Annotated in this window: 21 protein-coding genes; 10 read left to right on the top strand and 11 right to left on the bottom strand. The window is 45.8% G+C overall.

The genetic code is table 11. The annotated features are described in order from the left end of the window. Positions 1-79 precede the first annotated feature (79 nt). Complete coding sequence (locus Q365_RS0106375; protein ID WP_245621509.1) at positions 80-1,120, bottom strand: EAL domain-containing protein; 1,041 nt, start codon at positions 1,118-1,120, stop codon at positions 80-82. Between the two features lie 1,034 nt (positions 1,121-2,154). Here Q365_RS0106375 and thiD point away from each other — a divergent pair. Next, the gene (thiD, locus tag Q365_RS0106370; RefSeq protein ID WP_028022560.1) at positions 2,155-2,958 is read left to right on the top strand and encodes a bifunctional hydroxymethylpyrimidine kinase/phosphomethylpyrimidine kinase; all 804 of its coding nucleotides are present in this window, start codon (positions 2,155-2,157) and stop codon (positions 2,956-2,958) included. Between the two features lie 133 nt (positions 2,959-3,091). Continuing rightward, positions 3,092-5,353 (top strand): putative bifunctional diguanylate cyclase/phosphodiesterase, encoded by a 2,262-nt coding sequence (locus tag Q365_RS0106365; RefSeq protein ID WP_035024582.1) that lies wholly within the window; start codon positions 3,092-3,094, stop codon positions 5,351-5,353. A 70-nt stretch (positions 5,354-5,423) separates the two neighbouring features. On the opposite strand, the gene Q365_RS0106360 is transcribed toward Q365_RS0106365, so the two are convergent. From Q365_RS0106360 to Q365_RS0106350, 3 genes are read right to left on the bottom strand one after another with little or no spacing between them, the layout of a single operon-like run. After that, entirely contained in the window at positions 5,424-5,972 is a 549-nt protein-coding gene (locus Q365_RS0106360; protein ID WP_028022558.1) for a YaeQ family protein, read from the bottom strand. A 13-nt stretch (positions 5,973-5,985) separates the two neighbouring features. Further along, on the bottom strand, positions 5,986-6,324 hold the full coding sequence (locus Q365_RS0106355) for a GIY-YIG nuclease family protein (protein WP_028022557.1): 339 nt from the start codon (positions 6,322-6,324) through the stop codon (positions 5,986-5,988). A gap of 24 nt (positions 6,325-6,348) precedes the next feature. Beyond that, positions 6,349-6,993 (bottom strand): YceH family protein, encoded by a 645-nt coding sequence (locus tag Q365_RS0106350; protein WP_028022556.1) that lies wholly within the window; start codon positions 6,991-6,993, stop codon positions 6,349-6,351. Between the two features lie 474 nt (positions 6,994-7,467). Here Q365_RS0106350 and Q365_RS0106340 point away from each other — a divergent pair, with 474 nt between their 5' ends. Both Q365_RS0106340 and Q365_RS0106335 read left to right on the top strand, forming a co-directional pair. Next, positions 7,468-7,908 (top strand): bactofilin family protein, encoded by a 441-nt coding sequence (locus tag Q365_RS0106340; protein WP_028022555.1) that lies wholly within the window; start codon positions 7,468-7,470, stop codon positions 7,906-7,908. A gap of 127 nt (positions 7,909-8,035) precedes the next feature. Beyond that, a complete protein-coding gene (locus Q365_RS0106335) occupies positions 8,036-8,470 on the top strand; it encodes a DUF3069 domain-containing protein (protein WP_028022554.1) in 435 nt (144 codons plus the stop codon). 124 nt (positions 8,471-8,594) lie between these two features. Here Q365_RS0106335 and Q365_RS0106330 read toward each other — a convergent pair whose 3' ends face one another. From Q365_RS0106330 to nhaD, 3 genes are all read right to left on the bottom strand, one after another. Beyond that, complete coding sequence (locus Q365_RS0106330; RefSeq protein WP_028022553.1) at positions 8,595-8,873, bottom strand: peptidylprolyl isomerase; 279 nt, start codon at positions 8,871-8,873, stop codon at positions 8,595-8,597. A gap of 112 nt (positions 8,874-8,985) precedes the next feature. Continuing rightward, positions 8,986-9,444: a dCMP deaminase family protein gene (locus Q365_RS0106325; RefSeq protein ID WP_028022552.1), complete on the bottom strand. Its 459-nt coding sequence runs from the start codon at positions 9,442-9,444 to the stop codon at positions 8,986-8,988. Between the two features lie 115 nt (positions 9,445-9,559). Next, complete coding sequence (nhaD, locus tag Q365_RS0106320) at positions 9,560-10,984, bottom strand: sodium:proton antiporter NhaD (RefSeq protein WP_028022551.1); 1,425 nt, start codon at positions 10,982-10,984, stop codon at positions 9,560-9,562. A 781-nt stretch (positions 10,985-11,765) separates the two neighbouring features. On the opposite strand from nhaD, the gene Q365_RS0106315 reads away from it, so the two are divergent. From Q365_RS0106315 to Q365_RS0106300, 4 genes are all read left to right on the top strand, one after another. Beyond that, positions 11,766-12,734 carry an ABC transporter substrate binding protein gene (locus Q365_RS0106315; RefSeq protein ID WP_028022550.1) on the top strand — a complete coding sequence of 323 codons (969 nt, stop codon included), beginning with the start codon at positions 11,766-11,768 and terminating at the stop codon, positions 12,732-12,734. 20 nt (positions 12,735-12,754) lie between these two features. Continuing rightward, positions 12,755-13,666 carry an ABC transporter permease gene (locus tag Q365_RS0106310; protein WP_028022549.1) on the top strand — a complete coding sequence of 304 codons (912 nt, stop codon included), beginning with the start codon at positions 12,755-12,757 and terminating at the stop codon, positions 13,664-13,666. After that, complete coding sequence (locus Q365_RS0106305; protein WP_028022548.1) at positions 13,663-14,457, top strand: ABC transporter ATP-binding protein; 795 nt, start codon at positions 13,663-13,665, stop codon at positions 14,455-14,457. Before Q365_RS0106310 ends, Q365_RS0106305 begins: the two co-directional genes overlap by 4 nt. A 239-nt stretch (positions 14,458-14,696) precedes the next feature. Further along, on the top strand, positions 14,697-15,314 hold the full coding sequence (locus tag Q365_RS0106300) for a LysE family translocator (RefSeq protein WP_028022547.1): 618 nt from the start codon (positions 14,697-14,699) through the stop codon (positions 15,312-15,314). A gap of 136 nt (positions 15,315-15,450) precedes the next feature. Here Q365_RS0106300 and viaA read toward each other — a convergent pair whose 3' ends face one another. The 3 genes from viaA to Q365_RS0106285 form a co-directional block, all read right to left on the bottom strand. After that, positions 15,451-16,899 (bottom strand): ATPase RavA stimulator ViaA, encoded by a 1,449-nt coding sequence (viaA, locus tag Q365_RS0106295; RefSeq protein WP_028022546.1) that lies wholly within the window; start codon positions 16,897-16,899, stop codon positions 15,451-15,453. A 12-nt stretch (positions 16,900-16,911) separates the two neighbouring features. After that, positions 16,912-18,546: an AAA family ATPase gene (locus Q365_RS0106290; RefSeq protein WP_028022545.1), complete on the bottom strand. Its 1,635-nt coding sequence runs from the start codon at positions 18,544-18,546 to the stop codon at positions 16,912-16,914. A 247-nt stretch (positions 18,547-18,793) separates the two neighbouring features. Next, a complete protein-coding gene (locus Q365_RS0106285) occupies positions 18,794-19,666 on the bottom strand; it encodes a sulfurtransferase (protein WP_035024619.1) in 873 nt (290 codons plus the stop codon). A gap of 97 nt (positions 19,667-19,763) precedes the next feature. On the opposite strand from Q365_RS0106285, the gene Q365_RS0106280 reads away from it, so the two are divergent. After that, positions 19,764-20,666: a lipid A deacylase LpxR family protein gene (locus Q365_RS0106280; protein ID WP_028022543.1), complete on the top strand. Its 903-nt coding sequence runs from the start codon at positions 19,764-19,766 to the stop codon at positions 20,664-20,666. 132 nt (positions 20,667-20,798) lie between these two features. Here the strand turns inward: Q365_RS0106280 and Q365_RS0106275 are convergent, their stop codons facing one another. Further along, positions 20,799-21,326 carry an NUDIX domain-containing protein gene (locus tag Q365_RS0106275; RefSeq protein ID WP_028022542.1) on the bottom strand — a complete coding sequence of 176 codons (528 nt, stop codon included), beginning with the start codon at positions 21,324-21,326 and terminating at the stop codon, positions 20,799-20,801. 478 nt (positions 21,327-21,804) lie between these two features. Between Q365_RS0106275 and Q365_RS0106270 the strand changes: the two genes are divergently transcribed. Beyond that, the gene (locus tag Q365_RS0106270) at positions 21,805-22,959 is read left to right on the top strand and encodes an HD-GYP domain-containing protein (protein WP_028022541.1); all 1,155 of its coding nucleotides are present in this window, start codon (positions 21,805-21,807) and stop codon (positions 22,957-22,959) included. Positions 22,960-22,995 lie beyond the last annotated feature (36 nt).

Genomic DNA, 22,995 nt, shown 5'->3' with positions numbered 1-22,995 from the left:
CAATTTTCTCTTTGAAGGGGCACAGTGAAAACTGGGATTCAAAGACCCAGCGCAAACATACCGACGCGAGAAGGTAAGCTTAGCGCGACGCGATAGGCCTTACCGTTAACGGTAAATCGCCATCTAGCGCGTCATTGTCGAGGTCTTTTTTGAATAAATGAAACGGAATTGGGTCACCAAAGTAGGAACCTTGAAGCATTTCAACACCAGAGCGAATCAAGTATTCCGCTTGCACTTTGGTTTCGATCCCCTCTGCAACCACATGCAATCTAGATTCACGCGCAAAAGCAAGTATCGAGTCCAAGATAGTATTTTTGAAGTCTTCGAGTCCAATACCATCGACAAACATTCGATCAATTTTGATGGTATCTATATTGAGGATATGCAAATAAGAAAATGCTCCATAGCCCGTTCCACAATCATCAAGTTTTATCGAAATACCTTGTTCAGTGAGCGCTTCGATACATACTGCGGCCTTGTTGAGGTCGCTGAACTTTGTACGCTCAGTGATTTCAAGAGACAACAAATGAGGGTCTAATTCGTGCTCCGCCATTTTGTCGAGCAGCTTGGTGGCAGTATCCGTTTTTTCTAAATAACTAGGAGACACATTAACACTGACAAAGAAGTGTTTCGGCAAGGACAACGTCTTGATGTCGTCGAGGACATTGTCGACGAGCTGATCGGTGATCTTGTCAATCGAGCCATTTTGCTCAGCAAGAGGAATAAAGGTATCAGGGGGAATGTATTCGCCATTGCTGGCCAACCAACGTACCAAGACTTCTGCACCAACGATACGATACCCGCCCCCCTCAATGGGTTGAACGATAGGTTGATAAAAAGGGATTAATGCGTTGGATTCAATGGCCTCGTTGAGCAGTCCGCTCAACCCTTTTCGATCGGATTGGTTAAGCTCAACACCAACCGCTATCAAAGCACCAATCAACACCACTAAAATGGAGAATAAGCTAACGAGGTCTCCGACTAAATACTGCACCCCTTCTTCATTAATGAACAATTTTACGCCGATATTTTGCCCTAAATTACCATCGTAGATTTCATGGTATGGCGTTTCATTTCGCTGATAGAGTGTGATGTCTTTGTCGTTAACATGAACAACCATAAAAAGGCACTTTTCACAGTTGGACAGGAAGTTTTTTGGCTGCTGAAACACAAATCGAAGAACACCATTTTCTCCATGAAATCGCATTTCTTCAAATTGGCTTTCACTCAGTATTAGCGAGACATGTGAGAATTTAATTTCATTTTCAGGCTTCGACATCATTAATGCGCGGCCTGCTTTTTCATTATTATAAATAGAACAAGACCTACCATCGTTTAGATGAAGATCGACATATTCGATAAAAATATTATTGCTCCGTACCTGGCTCATCAACTCGATGTCGTCATTGTCACAACGGTAAAGAAGCATGTCTGATAAAGAATGCATTTGCTCGAAGCTTTGTCGATAAAGCTCAGTGTATAGCTGAGAGAGAACTGCAACATCTTCATGTATTTTTTTCTGTACAAGCCAGTTTGACACCACGACTTGCGAAAAATAAGAAAAGAGTATTGATATAAAAATGATAATTAGCGCTTTTGCGTGCTTCTTAAGCCATTCCACTGAGGCTTCCGTTTTATCCCTGAACGTTGAATTTAATAATAGGACATTTGCCACGAAGAAAAATGCAAAAATACCGAGACGAAGCATCAATTTTCGTACCGAGAAACCCATAAAAAAACAAGTCACTTGAAAATATGTGATCTCAGAGGCCATCTGTACTTTCAATTTAGGTGATTTATGCCGGCAATTGCCATTGTATTTCATCAGTCAATCAATACAGCGAACGCACCTAGGAGACCCTCTGAACGCTTGTTGGCGGTGTTCTCGCAGTTATCAAATCTACAGTTATCAAAATTGCGCTGCTATCCAGTTTGCTGACAAACTCCATGTGCGGGAGGAATCTACACTTCTTTCATCCATCGCGCTTGAATGTGCTTTGCGACATAGAAGTGCGGTATGAACCTAACAAGAGAAAGATAGCTCAAGCCTACTCTTTCAGTTTGTAAGATATCCGCAAGATAATCATGGTGTTGAGCTGTGTTAAACTCACCATCTGTCAATTTTCACTTTCATCGCATTAAGTTTGTAAAACTATGACATCAACCCCGACATCCCCAAGCGTCGTTCTTACCATTGCTGGCTCAGACAGCTCGGCTGGTGCCGGTATTCAAGCGGATCTGAAAACCATCTCAGCCCATGAAGGCTATGCATGTACCGTGATTACCGCAGTGACCGCCCAGAACACACTGGGTGTAAATGACGTATTGGCATTACCAGCGTCACTCGTTGCATCACAAATTGACGCTATCTTTTCTGATTTCAACGTCTCTGCGGTCAAAATTGGCATGCTGGCGAACATCGAGATTGCGCGCGTTGTCGTGGAACGCTTGCTGGCACATAGAGCAAAAAACATCATCGTTGACCCTGTCATGCTCTCAACCAGTGGACGTGAACTTTTAAGTGATGAGGCAGTTTCTTTTTGCAAAGAACACCTTTATCCCATTAGCACGTTACTGACTCCAAACCTACCTGAACTTGAAGCATTAACGGGGTTTGGCAAGTCTCTTGAAGTCACTTCGACAGCGCAAAAAGCGCGACAACAACTGGGCTGCGAATGGTTGCTGATTAAAGGTGGACATGGTGACGACCCCCACCACTCAACCGATTATCTTGTAGGCGCGGATACAACGACCAAGTATTGCTCACCACGCATCGCATCTCGCAATACTCACGGCACTGGCTGTACCCTGTCTTCAGCTATCGCCACCCTTCTCGCTCAAGGACACTCAATGGACGAGTCCGTTAATCAAGCGAAGCAATATCTGTCGCATGCTATTGTTGGCGCCAGCCAACAAAATCTGGGGCAAGGACATGGGCCATTACGACACTTTAACTAGCGTCGTAAACATACCCTGCATCCAATCCTTTCAACGTCGCTGAACATATTGGATTTTAGCGACTTTTTCTTTCCCTCACGTTGCGAATTGCAGGTTATGACATAGACTTATTTGAGAGACACTCGACGCACAAATGAGGTTACCACTCTTGTCATCAGATATAAGTCACTCTGACCGCGCTTCCGAACAATCCACTTCTTCTCCTCGATTGACATCCTTAGCTGCAATCACACTCGTTTGCACCTTCATTCTGGTTTCCACTTTTACGCTTTATCACAGTGCACAATCTCGTCAGCTTGAGCTACAAAATCACATGTTAAACGTCGAGACAAATCGTGTTCAGCGAGCCATTGAAGTTAACCTTCAAAAAGAAGCCTACTTCATTGTATGGCTAGCCAATAGTTTGCAAAATAAGGGAGAAATTACTGATCGCAATTGGCGTCACAGTACAATTGGTATCAGCTCATCGTTTCCTTTTTTTGCCGGCGTGTATTGGCTGGACTTAAACCATGATCCTCAATGGTCTGCGCCTGATAACTTCACCCCCTATCCAGATAATGCCGATTGGCATATTTCGCCGTCAGTTCCTCTCAACTCTATTCCTGTTCTGTCTAAGCTTACTACCTCGAAGGTTCAGCCTGGTGTCAACGGTAAGCTCACGATAGAAATGCTACACCCTGTTTCATTTGATAAAAGAGTCTCGGGCTACCTCGGTGCAAGCTACAACATCAAACTCATGCTCGAAGCAATTTCACAGGAATTTCTACGACCTGAACAGCATCTGGTGCTGAGTAGCAGTTCATCGACGTTTTATGGTGAACTCCCCGTCGAGCATGGCGCGCTAATCAACAGCGTTGATATCAACGCCCTCAACGGTCAATGGCAACTGACCATTTGGCAACGTTCCAGTGCAGATCAAGCCTATTTTTCGCTACCTATGCTGATATTTATCTCCGGTATTGTGGTGACGGGACTCGTGGCGATGTCGCTGTATCTTTTGGAAGTGAATATCATAGGACGTCGCGCAGAATCGAACATGGTGTGTAAATTAAAAGATGAAATAACTCTGCGGAGAGAAACAGAAGACCAACTCAAATTCATCGCCAACCATGATCCTCAAACCCATCTTCCTAATCGTTTCGCGATGGAGCAATACCTAGAAAGAAACCTGCGTTCAGACCAAGAAATGGTGTTGATGTGTATCGCGCTCGACAAGTTTCAAGAAGTGACCGATATGTATGGGCACCTTGTCGCCGATCAATTGCTGTTTGAAGCCGCTAAACGCTTTAAAACTGTCCTTCCACCTCATGCAATCTTGGCAAGAATTACCAATGATCACTTTATGATTGCGTGTGCAGGTACATCACAATTAGAAGCTGAGATGCAAGCCAATCAGCTGCGAATGTGTTTTGAAGAAGAATTCTACATTGAGGACAACGACATCCTCACGTCATGCGCTATTGGTATTGCCTACCGTTATGACAACCAGCTTCGCGCGGAAGACATGTTACGCCATGCGGATACCGCGGCAAATAAAGCGAAGGCGTTAGGCAATCGCAAAGTGGTGGCGTACAACCAAACCATGCAAGAGCAACTTAATCAAAAGAAAGAGCTTGAGCGTGCCATCCGACAAGCCATCAATAACGACGAATTAAAACTGCACTTCCAACCGCAAGTTGATTTAAGAACCCGACAAATTGTGGGCGTTGAAGCTCTGGTTCGCTGGGAATCACAAAATGGTGCGGCAATTAGCACAGATATCATCATTAAAACCGCAGAAGAAACCGGCTTGATGCAACGCTTAGGGCATTGGGTTGTAGACACCGCGCTAAAAGAATTCTCGCGCATGTTGGATGAGCGATGCGCCCCTAAATGTATCGCCATCAACGTGTCGGGCCATGAATTCCAAGATGGCTATTTGGCCGACTACGTTATTCGATCTGTTAACCGATATGACATTCCTGCGTCGCGCGTACAAATTGAACTCACCGAACAGGTGTTCATTGAAAACCTAGAACGCAACCAACACATTTTGAACCGTTTAACGGCGTCAGGGATTAGCCTCGCGATTGATGATTTTGGCACCGGGTATTCTTCGCTGGCTTATCTTAAGCATTTCCCTGTGAATACCGTAAAAATAGACCGCGGGTTTATCAAAGATTTACCGCAATCCAAAGATGATTTGGTGATCTGTCAGGCGGTGGTTAGTATGGCGAATTTGCTGCAGTTAAAAGTGGTCGCGGAAGGTGTGGAGACGATTGATCAACAAGAACTGCTGCGCAACATTGGTTGTAACTTCGCGCAAGGGCACTATTACTACCCCCCAATGTCATCAGATGCTTTGATGGTGGTACTTAAGGAACAAAGAGCCGGGCGTCTCTACCCGGCTTCTTAATGTACCCAAACAAACTAAAAGTCAGGATTCAGGCTGTCTGGGTCGTCATGCAGAATGCAAAGCATTCTGGTTATACTGCCGCAGTTTTCCATACATCAGGCTGGATAGACACCACAGCATCCCCAATCGAAAACCAAACCTGTCCGTCTTCGATGGTTGCTTGAATGGCCATCGTACGGGATGACGCAGCAGCTGCAGCGTTTAGCACTTCATCCATGATGTTAATAACGGTTAGGTTTTTGAATGGGTGAAGTTTATTCAGTTGTTGAGACTTCCACACATTGGCTGCGTGATCGTCATAAGTGAATAGCACGACTTCCTTTGCCAAAGAGCACGCCTTCTTCAAGCGTTTTTCGTCAGGCAAGCCAAGCTCAACCCACAGCTCAATTTCGTCGCTATAGTTTTTGATCCACAGCTCAGGCTCTGACTCATCACAAAGCCCTTTAGTAAACTGCAAACGCTCATCCGCATACAACGTCCACGCGAGAAGGCGAAGCATCAAACGCTTATCGGTTTCGGATGGGTGCTGCGCCAAGGTTACGGAATGATCGAGGTAAACACCTCTTGTCATGTCCGCGACATTGATTGACGCTTTATACACCGTTGCTTTAAGTGCCATGGTATTTCCTAGATTATTGTCTGTCGTTAAATAAGACCAAGATAAGGTCGCTTTCTTTGCAAAGACGCTCCTTGTCTCGTTTGGCAAGTCGCTTTATTTTCCACTCAAGCGACATAGCCTTTTGCTTCGCTCCGACCTCATGAGACCAAGCTAGCGTGAGAGGCTGTTTGCCTCTCAAATATTTAGCAGTTTTCGTGCCATTCTCTTGATGTTCACCAAATCGGCGCTGAACATCCGTCGTCACACCGCAATACAGCGCATTTTCACGGGTACGAATGAGATAGACATACCACGGCGCTTGGGGCCGTGGCGGTGTCTCTTCAAGATCGGTTTGGGTATCAGTATTTGTTATTGAACGCTTGTTGCTAGACACAAACTACTCTGAATCAGCGTTAAGTAACTCATTCACCAAGGCTTTTAGTTCTTCCACTTCACGCTCTAACGCTTCAACACGTGTTGTAAGCGAAGAGGTTTCGCTTGGTGTTTGATCAAAAACAGGCTGCGCTTCAGTCTCCGGCGTGTCAGAGCCAAACAAATGCACATAGCGGCTCTCACGTTTACCCGGTTCACGAGGAAGTTGAGCCACATAGCCTTTTTCAACCAAAGCAATCAAAGCAGATTCCACTTCCTTCACATCAGCAAATTCGCAAAGGCGGTTTGTACGCGTTCGAAGCTCACCTGGCGTTTGAGGGCCTCGAAGCAACAGGACGCAAATTATGCCCTTTTGCTGCGCTGTAAACTGCAAAGTACCGAATTCCGTATTGCAAAAGCGATGCTGGTATTTGGTTACTCGGCTACCGAAGCCTTCTACATCACTAACCATACGTTTGGTTTTAAGTTGCTCGACAGTATCGAGCACCTCTGCTTCAGTCAGTGAATAGACAGGATCACGATTACTCTTTTGGTTGGATGCAGTGGTTAAACTGTTCAACGTGAGCGGATAGAGTTCTGGTGTCGTCACTTCTTTTTCTAGCAAGCAACCGATAACACGTGCTTCGTTGGGAGTAAGTTCAATCGCCATGGTAAATGCCTCTGAATAATCCTTATTGCCCGAGGTTATAGCAATCAACTGTGGTGGCATCAATCACTTATATTGATAAACGCGTAAAAGACACAAACGACTGATAGATCTTTCGCCTAAATGCCGTATTCGCACCAATATAAGCATCCTCTTTCTTACCATTAGGCAGCAATACACCGGTCTCCACCCCTCTCATAATCTCTCCTTATTGTGATGGAATGATGAACATGTAAGCTCCCTCGGCCACTGTTCATGTGGCCAACCACTACAAACCAGCCTGAAGATGCTCAATCATTGATGACCATTTACCGAATACAGCTCTGCAAATTTGTCGCAGCCATGTGATTTCGCCTGAATCAGACAAATTTTTGTCACGCTATGAGTCAATATTCAGATAAGATCCTTTCAACGATCTCGTTAAGTAGTATTTGTCTCTTCCTCTTTAAGCGCGAGAAGAGACCAAAGGAGTAGTAAATGGGTCTGTTTGGTAAAAGTGCTGCGTCTATGCCAGCCATGTCATTAGTGGCAAAACAATGCCGCGTTGTCGGCGAGTTTGATTTGGAAGGTGACATTCAGTTCGACGGACAAGGTGAAGGCACCATCATCCGCGCACGTAATGTTGTCATCTCTTCTACTGGCCACTTTAAAGGCGACATATACGCAGAGCACGTTACGATAAATGGATTTGTCGAAGGCACTTGTGCTGCACGCGAAGTAAATATTTTGGGTAATGGCAAAATGAAAGGCCAAATCCAAAGCGAGCAACTCACCATCGCAAAAGGTGGTGTGCTGTTGGGTGAAAATAAGCTCAAAGAAGAACCGTCACTCAAGGTTGTTGCTGAAGAAAACGCCGCATCACCAAAAGAGACTGCAAAGGCGACTTCTGAGTCGAAAAAATCACACGCATCTGCTTAGTCGACGTTCAGAAGGTAGATATTGCTGTATTCGTCAACACTCGGCGAACATAGTGGCTATCTTCTGTTGACTTCATGCTTCAGCAAGCTAGGATGCGCAATAATATGCGTTATCAGGAATTAAAGAGATGTCTGAACAAGCTAACCAAGCAGTAGAAACCGTGAAGCTTGAAGATCTGTCTGCAGAACTTCAACAAGTGATTAAATTTGAGCAAGTACCTGTAGAACTGTTCACCATGCTAGCATCTGTTCACGAAGCGTCAGAAGACGTCGTTCGTGAAACGTGGAACACGCTACCAGCAAGTGCTCAAAACATTCTGGATAACTTCGAACAGTTCCATGCGCTTGTTAGCCTAAGCCAAAGCTATGCTGGCATTGATTTCATGACCGAAACTCAGGACATGAAATTTGACGATATGACTGACGAACAAACACAAGATTACAAAGCAGGTCTTTTGGACAAACTGCTTCATAACTGTGTAAAAGATCTGGCTAAGCAACTTAAGCAAGCTCGCTTGAAGCCTGCAATGAAGCGCGAATTCCGCGAGATCTTTACCAAGTAATGTAATGTCCCGTTAAATACGAGATATAGCGAAACAAAAAAAGGAGGTGACATTGTCACCTCCTTTTTATTTACCTTTTTCCAGGCGCTGCTATTAGTTCAGCTTCTAGTGCCGCTTCTAGTGCCTAAGTCCTGAAAAGAACCTTCACCACGTGGTAGCCAAACTTAGTTTTCACTAGGTGTGGTGTCAGCACCTCGCCGGTAAAACAAATCTTGTCAAATTGTGGCACCATCTGCCCACGACGAAACTCACCCAAGTCACCGCCGTTTTTACCAGAAGGACAGGTCGAGTATTTCTTCGCAAGCGTTTGAAATTTTGCGCCTTTTTTTAGCTGACCCATGATGTCGTCAGCTTGTTCTTTATGCTTCACCAAAATGTGAAGTGCATGTGCAGTGCTGGCCATAACGCACCCCTATTCTACTGCGTTTCGATATGGGCGCTGATTATACCCGTATACCCAAACAATCTGAAGATGCAGGATTCAGCGAAGTTGATTGGGTATATAACGCTCAGTGTCACACATCGCGTTTTGGAGGTAAGTCTGCCAATGGCAGCCAATTAACCTCAACACCTGCTTGCGAGAACATATCCGCACTCACTTTGATTTTCTCCCCCCAACGCGAAAGAAAGTCTTCACTTTGCTCAGGGCAAAAAACCTTAGTAATACCCGTTTGAATAATTTTCGCTGCACAGTTCGGGCAAGGAAAATGCGTTACCCAAATTTCGCACTCAGCCAAATCTCGTTTTGCGAAAAGAATGGCATTCTCTTCCGCATGAAGCGTTTTAAGAAGCTTCATTTCACGATCATCAGTATCGGCACTGTCTGAAATGCCATGAGGGTAACCATTGAAGCCCACAGAAACGATACGATTACCTTTGGTAATCACCGCACCTACCTGTGTTGAAGGGTCTTTACTCCAAGAGCCTACAAGCTCTGCCATTTGATAGAAACGTACTGCCCACTTAGAGATCATCGTATTTCCAATATGTTACCCATGTGTATGGCGCTATTTTGCAAAACTGCCGCCAATAGCTCAATACAAAAAAGCGACCCAAGTGGGTCGCTCCGTCGATTTTGTTCAATTTTTACTAGAACGCAGCGCTATTAATGAATAAATGGGTGAAAATGGAGGCGATATAGCCCAGCAAAATCACCGGTGCCCATTTGAGGTGACCAAAGAAAGTATACATGCCTCTCGCCTGCCCCATCAGTGCTACGCCCGCCGCTGAACCCAGAGACAGTAAACTACCACCTACGCCCGCAGTCAGTGTTACCAGTAGCCAATTGCCTAAAGACATATCTGGTTGCATGGTCAGTACCGCAAACATGACTGGAATGTTGTCGACCACGGCGGAGAGCAGCCCCACAATGGTATTGGCCCAGATAGGATCCCACTGCAAATACATCACATTGGAAACCAAGCTCAAGTAACCAATCAAGCTCAGGCCACCCACACACATTACAACGCCGTAGAAAAACAGCAATGTGTCCCACTCGGCGTGAGATACACGCCTGAACACATCAAATGGCACCACCGACCCTAAACGTTTCAGCGCGGCTTCATCTTGTTTAGCCTGTGCTTTCGCGCGTTTTCTTGCCAATGAGCGTGGCAATGTTTTGCGAAGGTAAAAACCAAAGAACTGCAAATACGCCAAGCCCATCATCATGCCGATGACTGGTGGGAAGTGAACAAGACCATGGAAGCCAACGGCTGTCACAATGGTAAGCAAGAACAACACGACAATACGTTTTGCTCCACGCTTTATCTCGACAAACTCCTGCACCACATTCGGCTGTTCTTTAGGAACGAACATCGACATGATAAAAGCAGGCACCAAATAGTTGACCACAGATGGAACAAACAGGCTGCCGAATTCTGCAAAAGAAACGATACCTGCCTGCCACACCATTAACGTTGTTATGTCACCAAATGGGCTGAACGCCCCACCAGCATTGGCAGCGACGACAATGTTCACACATGCCAAGTTGATAAATCGTGGATTATCCGCACCAATTTTCATCACGACCGTACACATCAACAACGCCGTAGTGAGGTTATCTGCAATCGGGGATATGAAAAACGACAAAATACCGGTGATCCAAAAGAGTTGTCGAAGATCGTATCCCTTACCTAAGATCCAAGCCTTAAGCCCATCAAAGAGCCGACGTTCCTCCATTGCGGAAATGTAAGTCATTGCCACGAGTAGGAATAGCATCAATTCGGCATATTCGAGCAGATTGTGTTCAATTGCGCTTTTAGCGACCTCGATATCACCTGAGCTTGAATAGGTAAAACCAATCAATAACCAGATTAATCCTGCCGCTAACAATACTGGTTTGGATTTTCTAAGGTGCAGCTGCTCTTCCAACATCACTAAGGTGTAGGCAGCAGCAAATATAATGAGGGATATATATCCCACGGGTGAGTTTGTTAAATCGAGAAAACTGGCATCACTGCCAGATGCGAGCGCATTGCTAGAGAATAGCAACATGAGCCCTAAAAAAAGCTTCATCCTTGTGCCTCCGAGCGAACCTAAAGTATTCCAATTCAGGGGCGGTCAAATGCGCAGAGTTCGTATCTCATTATCGTTCGCGCAACGCCCCAATAAGCCAATATTTTTATAGTTATATACCCAAGTAACCTGAAGATTCAGGATACTTGGGTATATGGATTCCCCATCAATCGTGCCGCGGGTTAAGAGAATGGTGAATGACGAGGATCATATATGCTGAGTGAGAATATTTCAGGGTAAATTACGTGCTTTTTGGTTTGCTCCACAAACATGCTTATATTTTCACCAATACCGAAAGGGGTATTGGTAAATGAGAGCAAGATCTTTCATTTCAAAGCCAAAAGGTGATATCGACCTAACCTTTCGGATCGGATGAGTCGTCAGGATCGTCAGTTTACAGTGTAAAAATCTGTTCGATCGTCATACGAAGATCAAACTTTCTTATAAAAAGCATACCTAACCAGCCGAATTACGTTGTGGCCTATCTTTCACTATCTTATAACTTAAAGGCGACATATTTATTAACAATTGAAGCTTGCACTAATTTAAACCTCTACCAAGGAACAGAGTGAGCGAAATTTGAGCACCAATGGGTTTTCTGATTTTATTCATATAGTTAACAGTAAATATGCAAGCAAAGGCATGATGTGGCTGCATCTATGAAACAACATAATGCACTTTAGTGCCTGATTTGACGTGAAATTTTCGATATAACAATGGATTAACACGTGACGGAGAAATTGGTGCATTTTACCAATGGTCACTCTTCAAGGAGAACGAGATGGATATTTCAAAACTACTTGTATCGGCGTGCTGTGCCGCGACACTTTTTTCAGCCCCTTTTGCGGTATCAGCAGAAACGGCCAAAGTCGCCGTTTCGCAGATCGTTGAACACCCAGCACTTGATGCAACACGCCAAGGTTTACTTGATGGCCTTAAAGCCAAAGGCTATGTCGACGGTGAGAACCTCGAATTCTCCTACCAAACGGCGCAAGGCAACCCAGCTATTGCCGTTCAGATTGCTCGCCAATATGTTGGTGAAAGCCCTGATGTACTCGTCGGTATTGCGACACCTTCTGCTCAAGCACTCGTAGCCGCAACAAAATCTATTCCTGTGGTATTCACAGCCGTGACAGATCCTGTTGGCGCAAAGCTTATTAAAGACATGAACAAACCAAGCGCAAACGTGACGGGTCTTTCTGACCTATCCCCTGTTGCTCAGCACGTTGCGTTAGCGAAAGAACTTCTGCCTAACATGAAAACTATTGGTGTGGTTTACAACCCAGGTGAATCCAACGCAGTTGCACTGGTCGAATTGCTTCAAGAAGCCGCGAAGAATCAAGGTTTGACGGTTATTGAAGGCACAGCACTAAGAAGTGCTGACGTTCAATCTGCTGCACAAATTGTCGCGTCAAAAGCCGATGCCATTTACGCACCAACAGACAACACAGTGGCAAGTGCCATTGACGGTCTTATCGGCGCGGCTAACCAAGCTAAGAAGCCGGTTATTGGCGGCGCAACATCGTACATTCCAAATGGCGCAATCGCCGCACTGGGTTTTGACTACTACCAAATTGGTGTGCAAACCGCAGATTACGTCGCTGCCTTGCTTGACGGCAAAGAAGTCTCTGCACTTCCTGCAAAAGTGGCTGTCGGTTCTGATCTTGTGATCAACCAGAAAGCCGCACAAAAACTTGGCATTACTGTGCCTCAGGCTCTGCTTGACCGTGCAACGTCTGTAGAAAAGTAATTAGGTAGGAGTCGTACAACATGACCTCAATTGCCTTTTTTGGCACGCTGGAAGTAGGTCTGGTTTATGGCCTAGTTGCTCTAGGCGTATATCTTACCTTTCGGGTTCTTGATTTTCCGGACCTGACTGTTGATGGCAGCTTCCCAATGGGAGCTGCTGTTGCAGCCACTCTCATCATCGCGGGTGTTAACCCTTGGATTGCCACCTTTGCTGCCATATTGGCAGGTGCGTCTACGGGGCTTATCACTGCGTTTCTGACCGTGAAATGCGGCATTCTTAATCTGCTCGCCAGTATTCTTACCATGATCGCTGCGTTTTCAATCAACATCCGCATTATGGGTCGCCCCAATATTGCATTGTTGGGCGTGGATACGATCTTAACGCCATTTGAAAACATGGGCATTGACCCCGTCTACGCTCGCCCACTGGTGGTGTTTGTGCTGGTGGTGTTAAGTGCGCTCTTTATCATCCGTTTACTCGCGAGTGATTTCGGCTTGGGCTTACGCGCTACCGGCGTGAATGCCCGCATGGTAAAAGCACAAGGTGGCAGTACCGCGTTTTACACCTATGTAGGACTTGCCCTTTCAAACGGCTTTGTTGGCTTCTCTGGTGCGCTGTTTGCGCAAACAAACAGCTTCGCAGATGTCACCTCTGGCGTGGGTACAATCGTCGTAGGTCTTGCCTCGGTGATTTTGGGTCAAACCTTAATTCCCGGTCGTAAAGTCTGGGTCGCTGTTGTCGCTGTTATTTTAGGCTCCGTGCTTTACCGTCTTGCCGTCGCATTTGCGTTGAGTTCCGGCATGTTTGGCTTGAAAGCGTCGGACTTGAACCTCGTTACTGCCCTTCTTGTGGCATTGGCATTGATCGCACCTAAGATGCGCCAGCAATACCAAAAGAACAAGAAAGTCAAAGAAGCAGGGGCAGCAAGATGATTGAATTAAAAGACATTCAGGTCACCTTCAACCCAGGTACCGTGCTGGAAAACCGAGCACTTCGCCGCGTGTCGCTGACCGTACCCAAAAATCAGTTTCTCACCATCATTGGCTCGAATGGCGCGGGTAAGTCCACGCTTCTCGGCGCTGTCAGTGGTGAAACGCCTATGGTGGGCGGCAGTGTGATCATTGATGGCATTGATGTCACCAAACAACAAGTCCACCAGCGCGCCAGTTTGGCAGCAAGGGTGTTTCAAGATCCCCTTGCTGGAACCTGTGCCTCACTGACCATTGAAGAGAATCTTGCTTTGGCTTTCAAACGCGGATCGCATCGTGGTTGGAGCATGGCACTCACCAGAAAGCGTCGAGATATCTTTAAAGATCGCATTTCGATTCTTGGGCTTGGGTTAGAAGATCGTCTCGGTGACAGCATTGGCTTACTATCTGGTGGTCAACGCCAAGCAGTGAGTCTGGTCATGGCAACGTTGTCTGACAGTAAGTTACTGCTGCTTGATGAACACACGGCGGCACTCGATCCGCGCATGGCGGCATTTGTGATTGATTTGACCAAGAAAGTCATCACCGAGTTTGGGTTAACCGCACTCATGGTTACTCACTCCATGAAAGACGCCCTCGCTTGTGGTGACCGTTCGGTCATGCTCCATCAGGGGGAAATTGTATTGGATGTGGCAGGCGAAGAACGCGCCAACATGGGTGTGCCTGATTTGCTCGAGATGTTTAGCAAAGTGCGCGGAGAAGAACTTGCTGACGACAGCTTACTTCTGAGCTAACCCTCTATTTCGCCTCACGAGATCAACAGTAATAACCAAAGCGGCTTCGGCCGCTTTTTCAATTATTGAAAAATACTCTGAATCCGGATGCGGGGATATACCCAACTAATCTGACTCAATTTTGATAATTCTGCGTGGCAGGCTTTAAGTGTTCTGACATCAAATCATCAAAATCGATAGGCTAGTTAGCGATACCCAAGCAACCTGAATATGCAGTTTGGGAACAAAAAGGAGCGAACATGGTTAGCATTGAGTTTTTGATCACATCACTTGTTGTGGTTCTGATCCCTGGTACGGGTGTGCTGTATACCGTTTCGACGGGGCTGTTAATGGGATTTCGATCGAGCATTTGGGCCTCTGTCGGTTGTACATTCGGCATTATCCCCTCTCTCATCGCCAGTATCACAGGCCTCGCCATTATTCTTCATACAAGTGCTCTAGCGTTTCAGATCGTGAAATACGCAGGTGTGGCTTACTTGATGTATCTTGCAGTGTCTATGTGGCGCTCTAGCGGAGCGTTGTCGCTCAGCGATAAAGCCAACAACAGAAGCATGTATGGCATAGCGATCAAAGGCTGCTTGATGAACATTCTGAACCCTAAGCTCACCGTGTTCTTCATGGCATTCTTACCTCAGTTTGTTCCAGCGAGTGTGGTTGAACCCACTGCTTACATGTTGCTACTAGGCGGTATTTTCATGACGATGACATTCGTGGTATTCATTTTTTATGGTGCGATCGCGGTCAGCGTGAGAGATTTCATTATTCATTCTGAACGCGCTTCAATCATATTGCAGCGTGTGTTTGCCGGGAGTTTCGCGGCGCTTGGCCTGAAATTGGCCTTCTCTGAAAAACAGTAACTAAGCCCCAACGCCGGCCGCTTAACGGATTAGTCTCTGCTGCATTGGCCCAACAGCCTCATTTCACAACAAACACCACCAACAAAAACGCCCCATCGAATGACGGGGCGTTTTTGTTTATCAAGGAGACGTATTATCAGAACCGTTTTAACAAACGTCCCATCAGCGATGGATGATAATCCCAAACATGATCAAACATGCTCATGAGTTTTGGGTTGCCATATTTGGACAGATTAACCGCATGAAAGCGATTGTGCTGACGCTTTAAACCATCGACCTGTGCTTGCACCGCTTCTGGTTGCTCAGGCGCAATGAAGTCTGAGATCACCACAAGATCCGCATTTCGATACTTATCGGTTCCCATCAGATCAATGGAATGCGTTAGAACGGGCGAAAGATCGGTGCCGCCATGAAAACTGTACGACAAGAAGTTAAGCGCCTCTTTCAAACCACCCTCACCCGTCAATTCATAACAAATGTGATCGGTTGAAAAGATCATCACAGTACAGTCACGATCTTCTTTCACTGCGATTTGCATCAGTGCATAGGCCATGGCCTTCGCGCATTGTTCAGGAAAGCCACTCATGGAGCCTGAAGCATCAACACAAATCAAAAACGGGCCTTTCTCAATATCGACCTGTTTGTTTTCCGGCTTAAAGGCTTTGACCTTACGGAGGGAGCGTTGCATCCCTTGCATGCGGTAAGTTAACAAGCGCTTATCTGCAAAATGCTTATAGAAAAGGATTTCCAGAGCAGGCTCTGCAAGGTAGATAATCTCATTTGGGACTATCTTTTCAAGATTATCACTTTGGTGAACACCCACGATATCATCGGCAACATTGTCAGCGGGCTCTTCTACCATTTGTAACTCTTCAGCTGGAGAGCGATGCAGTGAGGGATCATCGACATCATTAGCCATTCGACCCAATGTCTGAGCGATGTCTTGTAAATCCTGATTATCTTTCAGAAACGCCACGAATTGCTTGAGCAATTCTACGTCAGACTGAGTGACTTTGGACGAAGCCAAATCCCAAAGACGGCCGACTTTTTCAAGCGTGCCTCGCTCTTCAACGTTTTCTAGCGTCTTATACGTTTCTATTCGCTGATAAAGCTCATTAAGCAGCTTGTCCTTGTGCGCCTCTAACTCTTTTTGTTGGGCATCTTTTATAGACGCGGCTAGATGCTCATACCATTTATTGCAGAAATACGATTGGAACATGGGTGTTTCTTGAGACATGTTTTTCTCAAGCATGCCTCTCGCACCTAGATAGAATTCGGACTTCCCTTCAAGTTGCTTAATCATGCTTTTGGCGCGTTGCGAAAACTCAATTTGTGTCAGTTGCACCGCCTCTTGATACAAAGCGATCTCTTGCTTGAGTTCTTCAGTAATGCAATCGTTACTCAAACGACGTTTTACCGAGTGCCGCCACTTGCGGATATGCCTTCTCACGGCAGATTTTGCCGTCGGGCTAGTTTCCGTCACTAGCAACAGTTGCGGTTTTGCCATCACCTCAGTCACGGCATGTTCTAACATACCCGTTTCGGCGAGCATCATGCCGAGATGGAGACTTTCTGGACTTATCATTGTGCCTCCTCTTTACGCGAAGTAATCAGTCAGCATACGCACTCTAAATGCGCTTTTTTCAAATTTAACCGTCTGTCTTTGCAGCGACTCTTCTGCATCAGTAATGCTGCTTGCAATCACTTCAAGAAGATCTGAATTGGCAAAGTGATGCGGTAAGGCGGCATTAAGCTGCACTCGGGCAATACGAATAAGGTGCTTCGCTTCCTCAATTTTAGCGATGGCCGCTTCGTTCTTAGTTTGCCATTCGTCAAACGCATGGGAATCGTTATCGTCTACGCCTGCAATTGCGACGGATACCGGACGGTTAGCAATGTCTTTGATCACCAGACAATGCTCGCCATCTACATCAAATTTTAGCACACAGAGATTGGTGTTCTTGTTGACGTACCCATGGACGTCACAAGCGCCTCCCTTAATCTTCTTCTCAAACTCGGCGGCATCAACGTAAACCCAGCGGCTGTCCCCTTTTTCTTTCTCTGAAACTGATGGGTTGGAATCAAGCATGACAAGCTTGATCAAATCATTCGACATATTCACCGAATAACGACGCGCATGGCTCAAATCAACTTTGTTTTTCTCTTTGCGCATCGACAGTTCGGTATCTACCGTGTGGCCAAGCACATCAATGATCTCTTCAGACAGCGATTTGGTGTCTTCACCCGCTTCCAACGCAAGTGCCAAAGCCTCTTGTTGATTGAAACAGATGTTCGACGCAAATTGATGCATGATATTGCCAACCACTACGCGCGATTCAGGGCTGTGCCATAAACACTCTTGTAGCAGCAATAAATCCACCGGATTCACGTCTTTGCGTCCATTAAAGAACGCGCTTGCCTTCAGAAGACGCACGGCTTTCTTCCAGCGTCGGTCAGAGATATATAGCTCTTCGACAGGAAAGGAATGGCTAGGATCATTGGCTTCTTTTTCTAGGAGCATCTTCAATGCATAGATTTTCTCAAACACATCGTCAGACAATGACACATGATCAATCTGAGTTTGCCATTGCTGGTACTCTTGCGTCTTGATCGTAATGTCTGAGCTGATTTCAACGCGGGCATCGCCGTTTTCGTCAGTAAGAAGACGTTTAAAATTGCTCTTCTCTTGAATGCGATTGACGAATATACGCACCAACATTCGATCATAAAGTGCATCTAAGCCGCTATCTGGTTCAGGTAATTCATTGGATGCTGTCACCAGCAGTCGCATTGGGACGGGCAAGACTTCACTACCGTTGCGATAAACACGCTCGTTGACCACGGTAAGAAGGGTATTAAGAATAGCTGGGCCGGCTTTCCAGATTTCATCAAGAAAAACCACATCTGCGGAAGGCAGATAGCCTTCTGTTAAACGAACATACTTTCCATTGTCTTTGAGTTCTTGAATTGAAAGCGGACCAAAGACCTCTTCTGGCGTCGAAAAGCGCGTCATCAGGTACTCAAAAAACTGACTATCGTCGAAGGCTTCTATCAACCGCTTTGCTATGTAACTTTTTGCAATGCCTGGAGGGCCGAGCAAGAAAACACTTTCACCGCTTAACGCAGCGAGCAGGCACAGACGTATGGTATCTTCTCGTTCATACACGCCACTAGATAGCGCTTGAACAAGCTTTTGAATTCGCTCAGGAAGTAAAACGTTATTTGTTGTCATCGCGATTTGATTCGTCAAGTTGCTGCTCCATATTGATTAATCAACAACATGAAACCAGTCATAACACATTGTTAACACCATGTAACCATTAATACTTGGTTACATTCTGTATAACACTTCAACTTTGATCTGATCCACCCTTAAAACTTAGTTTGCATTTATGAGAACATCAAAAATCACTGCCTGATCATGGTTTTACTGAGAATTTTGTTCATAAAAAAACCTCCATTAAGGAGGTCTTTAACCGCTATTCCGACACAATGGGTAAGGATGGGTCGCTTCCCCATTCACTCCATGATCCGTCATAAACGGTGATTGGTTTGCCGAGCGTTATTTCACTGGCCAGAGAAAGAATGCAGGCAGTAACACCTGAGCCACACGAAGAAACGTTAAGAAGATCTTCAGACACGACAGGCGCTATCAGTTGTTCCAAGGCAGATTTGTCTTTGAATTTCCCATTCAAGATAAGCTTCCCAAACGGCAAATTCTTTGCGTTTGGCATATGACCACTGCGAACCCCTGGGCGAGGTTCTTTGACTGAGCCAGAAAACCGATCCACGGGACGCACATCGATGACATTAAGGGATACCGCTGAAATACCTGCAAGCAAGGTGTCTCTGTCTATCACACGTTCGGCATCTAACTCAGCGACATATTGTGTCGCGACAGGAATTCGCGGCGTTTCCGTATCTATCTCTCCGCCAGCAGATATCCATGCAGGAAAGCCACCATCAAGAACCGCTGCGGATTTATGGCCCATTGCCTTAAACATCCACCAAACCCGCGGCGCTGAAAAGATACCAGCACTGTCGTACACCACGACGGTATCTTCGTTACTAATACCCAATGCACTAACTGCCTGCTCAAACTGCTCAGGTGACGGTAGCATGTGGGGTAACGGTGATGACTTATCGACAATCTCCGCATCAAAATCAAAATACACCGCACCTGGGATTCGTTGACTCATCCATTCAGACTTTGCATTTCTCTCGCTGCCCGGCATAAACCAGCTAGCATCAATCATCTTAAGATTTGGGATATTTAGGTTATCCCTTAACCATTCGGCACTGACAAGTGCACTTATAACCTGTTGCAAATCACTCTCCTTGGAAGCCAGCATCGTCAACGTACAATGAATGGTATAGCATATCCACCAAAGCATACATTGGTCGCAATATTGGCGGTATAACCGCCTTTACGTCGAATATTAGGATTTTATGTTATCACGCAGCATTTTCGGGGCATCTCTCTTCGTCGTCCCTTTTCTTAGCTTATCTGTCCACGCCGCGTCAATTTCGTTAACGGTAGACAATGATGGCGCACTTGGAACCGACAGAGACTATACCAGCGGACTGGGTTTACGCTGGTCTTCCGACCCCGGAACCATCGGTTATAGCATCGAGCTTGCTTCGCAAATGTGGACGCCGACTGATATTGAGTTTGAAACGCCACAACCCAATGAGCGCCCTTATGCTGGCCTGCTCTATTTGCAAGGACGTGCTTACCACCAAACAGATACTGTCGCCTATCGTGGTAGCTTAATGCTTGGTACTGTTGGGCCAAGTTCAGCCGCCGATTCGGCACAATCAATCGTTCACGAGATTGTCGGCTCTACAGACCCTCAAGGTTGGGACTATCAAATCTACGATCAGTTCGTTTATCAGGCGGGCTTTGAGGCGCATCAACTGATTTCCAGAACACCCATTGGGGAATTTAGTGTTTTTGGACGCGGCCAGGGCGGTAATTTTCAAAGTGAAGTCGCTGCAGGCGGTACATATCGTATTGGTATCGACTTGCCCAACACCTTTGGTGCAACATCGGTCATCGCACAAAACAGCGTTGATGTGGGCATGTTAAGTCACAGCGATGATGGGTTCTTCTTCTTCACCACCGTTGAAGCTCGATACCGTTTTAACGACATCACCATTGAAGGCGACAAGCCACCAGAAAATGATGATCTTGAAATTCAACGCAACCAAGCGTCGATTTCAGGCGGGTTTTCTTGGTATTCACGTCATTGGGGGGCAGTTGCATCTGTCACCGCCTATAGCAAACAGTTCAAAACATCGCGTCTCGACCAACATGGCTATGGCAGTTTCACGCTATTCTATCGCTATTAACGTTTTCGACTGACTACCTGAACACATAGGCAAAAGAGGCTGGTTTCCCCAGCCTCTTTGCTTTCGTCACGATAAAATCTTAGTGGCTCTACCCAAGCAATCTGAAGATGCTGGATTCAGGGTGTTTGGGTATTATGACTGTCCGCTTATTTCCTTCGCAATCAGTTCAAGCAAATACGTTTCACGAACAATAGACAACCCTTGCTTATCACTTTCTGCCATGGTTTTTTTATTGTGTTCGATGGCTTCGTGAATATTCATCCATACTGGGCGCATGCCGTTTTTCACTTCATAATCTTCCAGTGACACTTCACCTAACTCATCATCAATATCACACCAAAAGCAGTAAGAGATCATGTGAACGACATCGAAATCTGGCTTATGCCACGGACGAAACTCTTCATATGAACCAAAAGGTCGAATGTTGCGGATATTTCTCGCGCCCGTTTCTTCTTTTAGTTCACGGACTAATCCGTCAACTTGATTTTCGTTTGCGTCTATTCCACCACCCGGTAACGAGTAGTCGTGATAACGCTCAGTGAATAGCAGTAGAATGTCATTATCACGGACAACAATTGCTCTCGACGCTAATCGTTGAAATAGCGATTTACCTTCAAGAGGAAGTACATCTGGATGGGTCGAGGTTTTCAGTGTTCGCATTCTGCACGCCTAAATTATCAGCAACTGGCCGTCATTTCGCCAAATCAGTCGCGCACTCTAACGAGACACAAGCCGCTGGGCAAATGGAAAACGTGAATTAATTCGCATTCGAAGAAGTAATCGTCACATTCATTGCTATGAATATTGGGTGTCCACCATTAAAATACAGTCGATTTTAACAGTCTAATCAGTACGCCTACCCATAAAGGACAAAAGATGTACGATTTTTCGGTTAACCTTCTATTTTTCATGGGTATACCTACTACGCTTTATATGGGCATAGATAGGATAATCAGTACGACATACTGGTAGGCTGTATATTTATCGACTGAATTAGGCAAAAATAGGCCAAACTGTTGTATTTTGTATATAGTTGTAATTATCAGTTGCTATCAGTGATGTGGCACTAAATCCAGTTTTAACTCATTTATCAATAACCACTTAGTCACAACCCGACCCAGATACGGAGCCCACATCAATGTTGCAAAAAATCGCCATTGATAGCGTAGAGATTGGAATGTATGTCGAGCAAATCGAATCTCAACGTGCGCGCACCAAGATGAAGAAGCCTGGGTTCATCCGCCGTCAAGAGACCATCGACAACCTCCGCAACAAAGGCGTTCTCTTTGTCTACGTAGATGGAGATCAAATCACATCGGACGAAGATCTCCGCTACCGCGAAACCAAAGTGGGTAAACATTCGTCGATTAGTGGTAACGACGAATACAGCGCAGCAAAACAGCTAGTAGACACCTCCAAAAAGCAGCTAAGTAAACTCCTTCGCGATGTTTATGAAAATAAGCCTGTCGATATAGAACCCGTTAAAGAGATCAGCGCCAACATTGTTGAGAGCATCTTTGAAAAACGCGAAGCTGTGCTTTGGATAAGCGGTATTCGAGAAAAAAGTGCTTACCTACTCGAGCACTCGATGAATGTCGCGTTCCACCTTGTTAACTTTGGGCGTTTTTTGGAGTTAGACAGAAAGACACTTGAAGAACTCGCCGTAGGTGGCTTGGTACACGACATTGGTAAAATATTGGTGAGAGACGAAGTACTCAACAAACCCGGTAAGCTCACTGATGATGAATTCGTCCATATGAAAGAGCACCAAACACTGTCTCAACCCGTCCTCGAAAACATGGTCGACCTACCCTCCACCAGCAAAGATGTCAGCTTAATGCACCACGAAAAAATTGACGGAAATGGCTACCCAAGAGGCTTAAAGGGTGACGAACTGCCATTAATTGGCAGAATGTCTTGTATCGTTGATATCTACGATGCGTTAACCGCCGAGCGTTGTTATAAACCCGCGCTTTCTCCATCAGAAGCCTTCAAAATCATGATCGGACTAACCCCATTCCACCTCGATGCCGATCTACTCAAACAATTCATTCGCTGTATCGGCTTCTATCCGATAGGTTCTGTCGTTGAACTTAGCAATGGTCGAGTTGGATTAGTCTGTAAGGAAAACCCTGACGATCTCATGACACCGACAGTAAAACTCTTCTATTCAGCTCGTACCGATTCTTTCCGAGAAGTTGAATACATTAATCTAACCAAGCGCCCCGACCTTAAAATCGTCCGTGGTCTGACTGAGGCTAAGCTCAAAACCAGCTTCAGTGAGTTCCGCTAATACGACGTTTCCTCTCGCTTACACGTCAAACTCGTC

This window comes from Enterovibrio calviensis DSM 14347 (genome assembly GCF_000621165.1).
GTDB classification, from domain to species: domain Bacteria; phylum Pseudomonadota; class Gammaproteobacteria; order Enterobacterales; family Vibrionaceae; genus Enterovibrio; species Enterovibrio calviensis.
The sequence above is the reverse complement of the archived record's forward strand: the minus strand, read 5'-3'. Positions and strand labels throughout refer to the sequence as shown.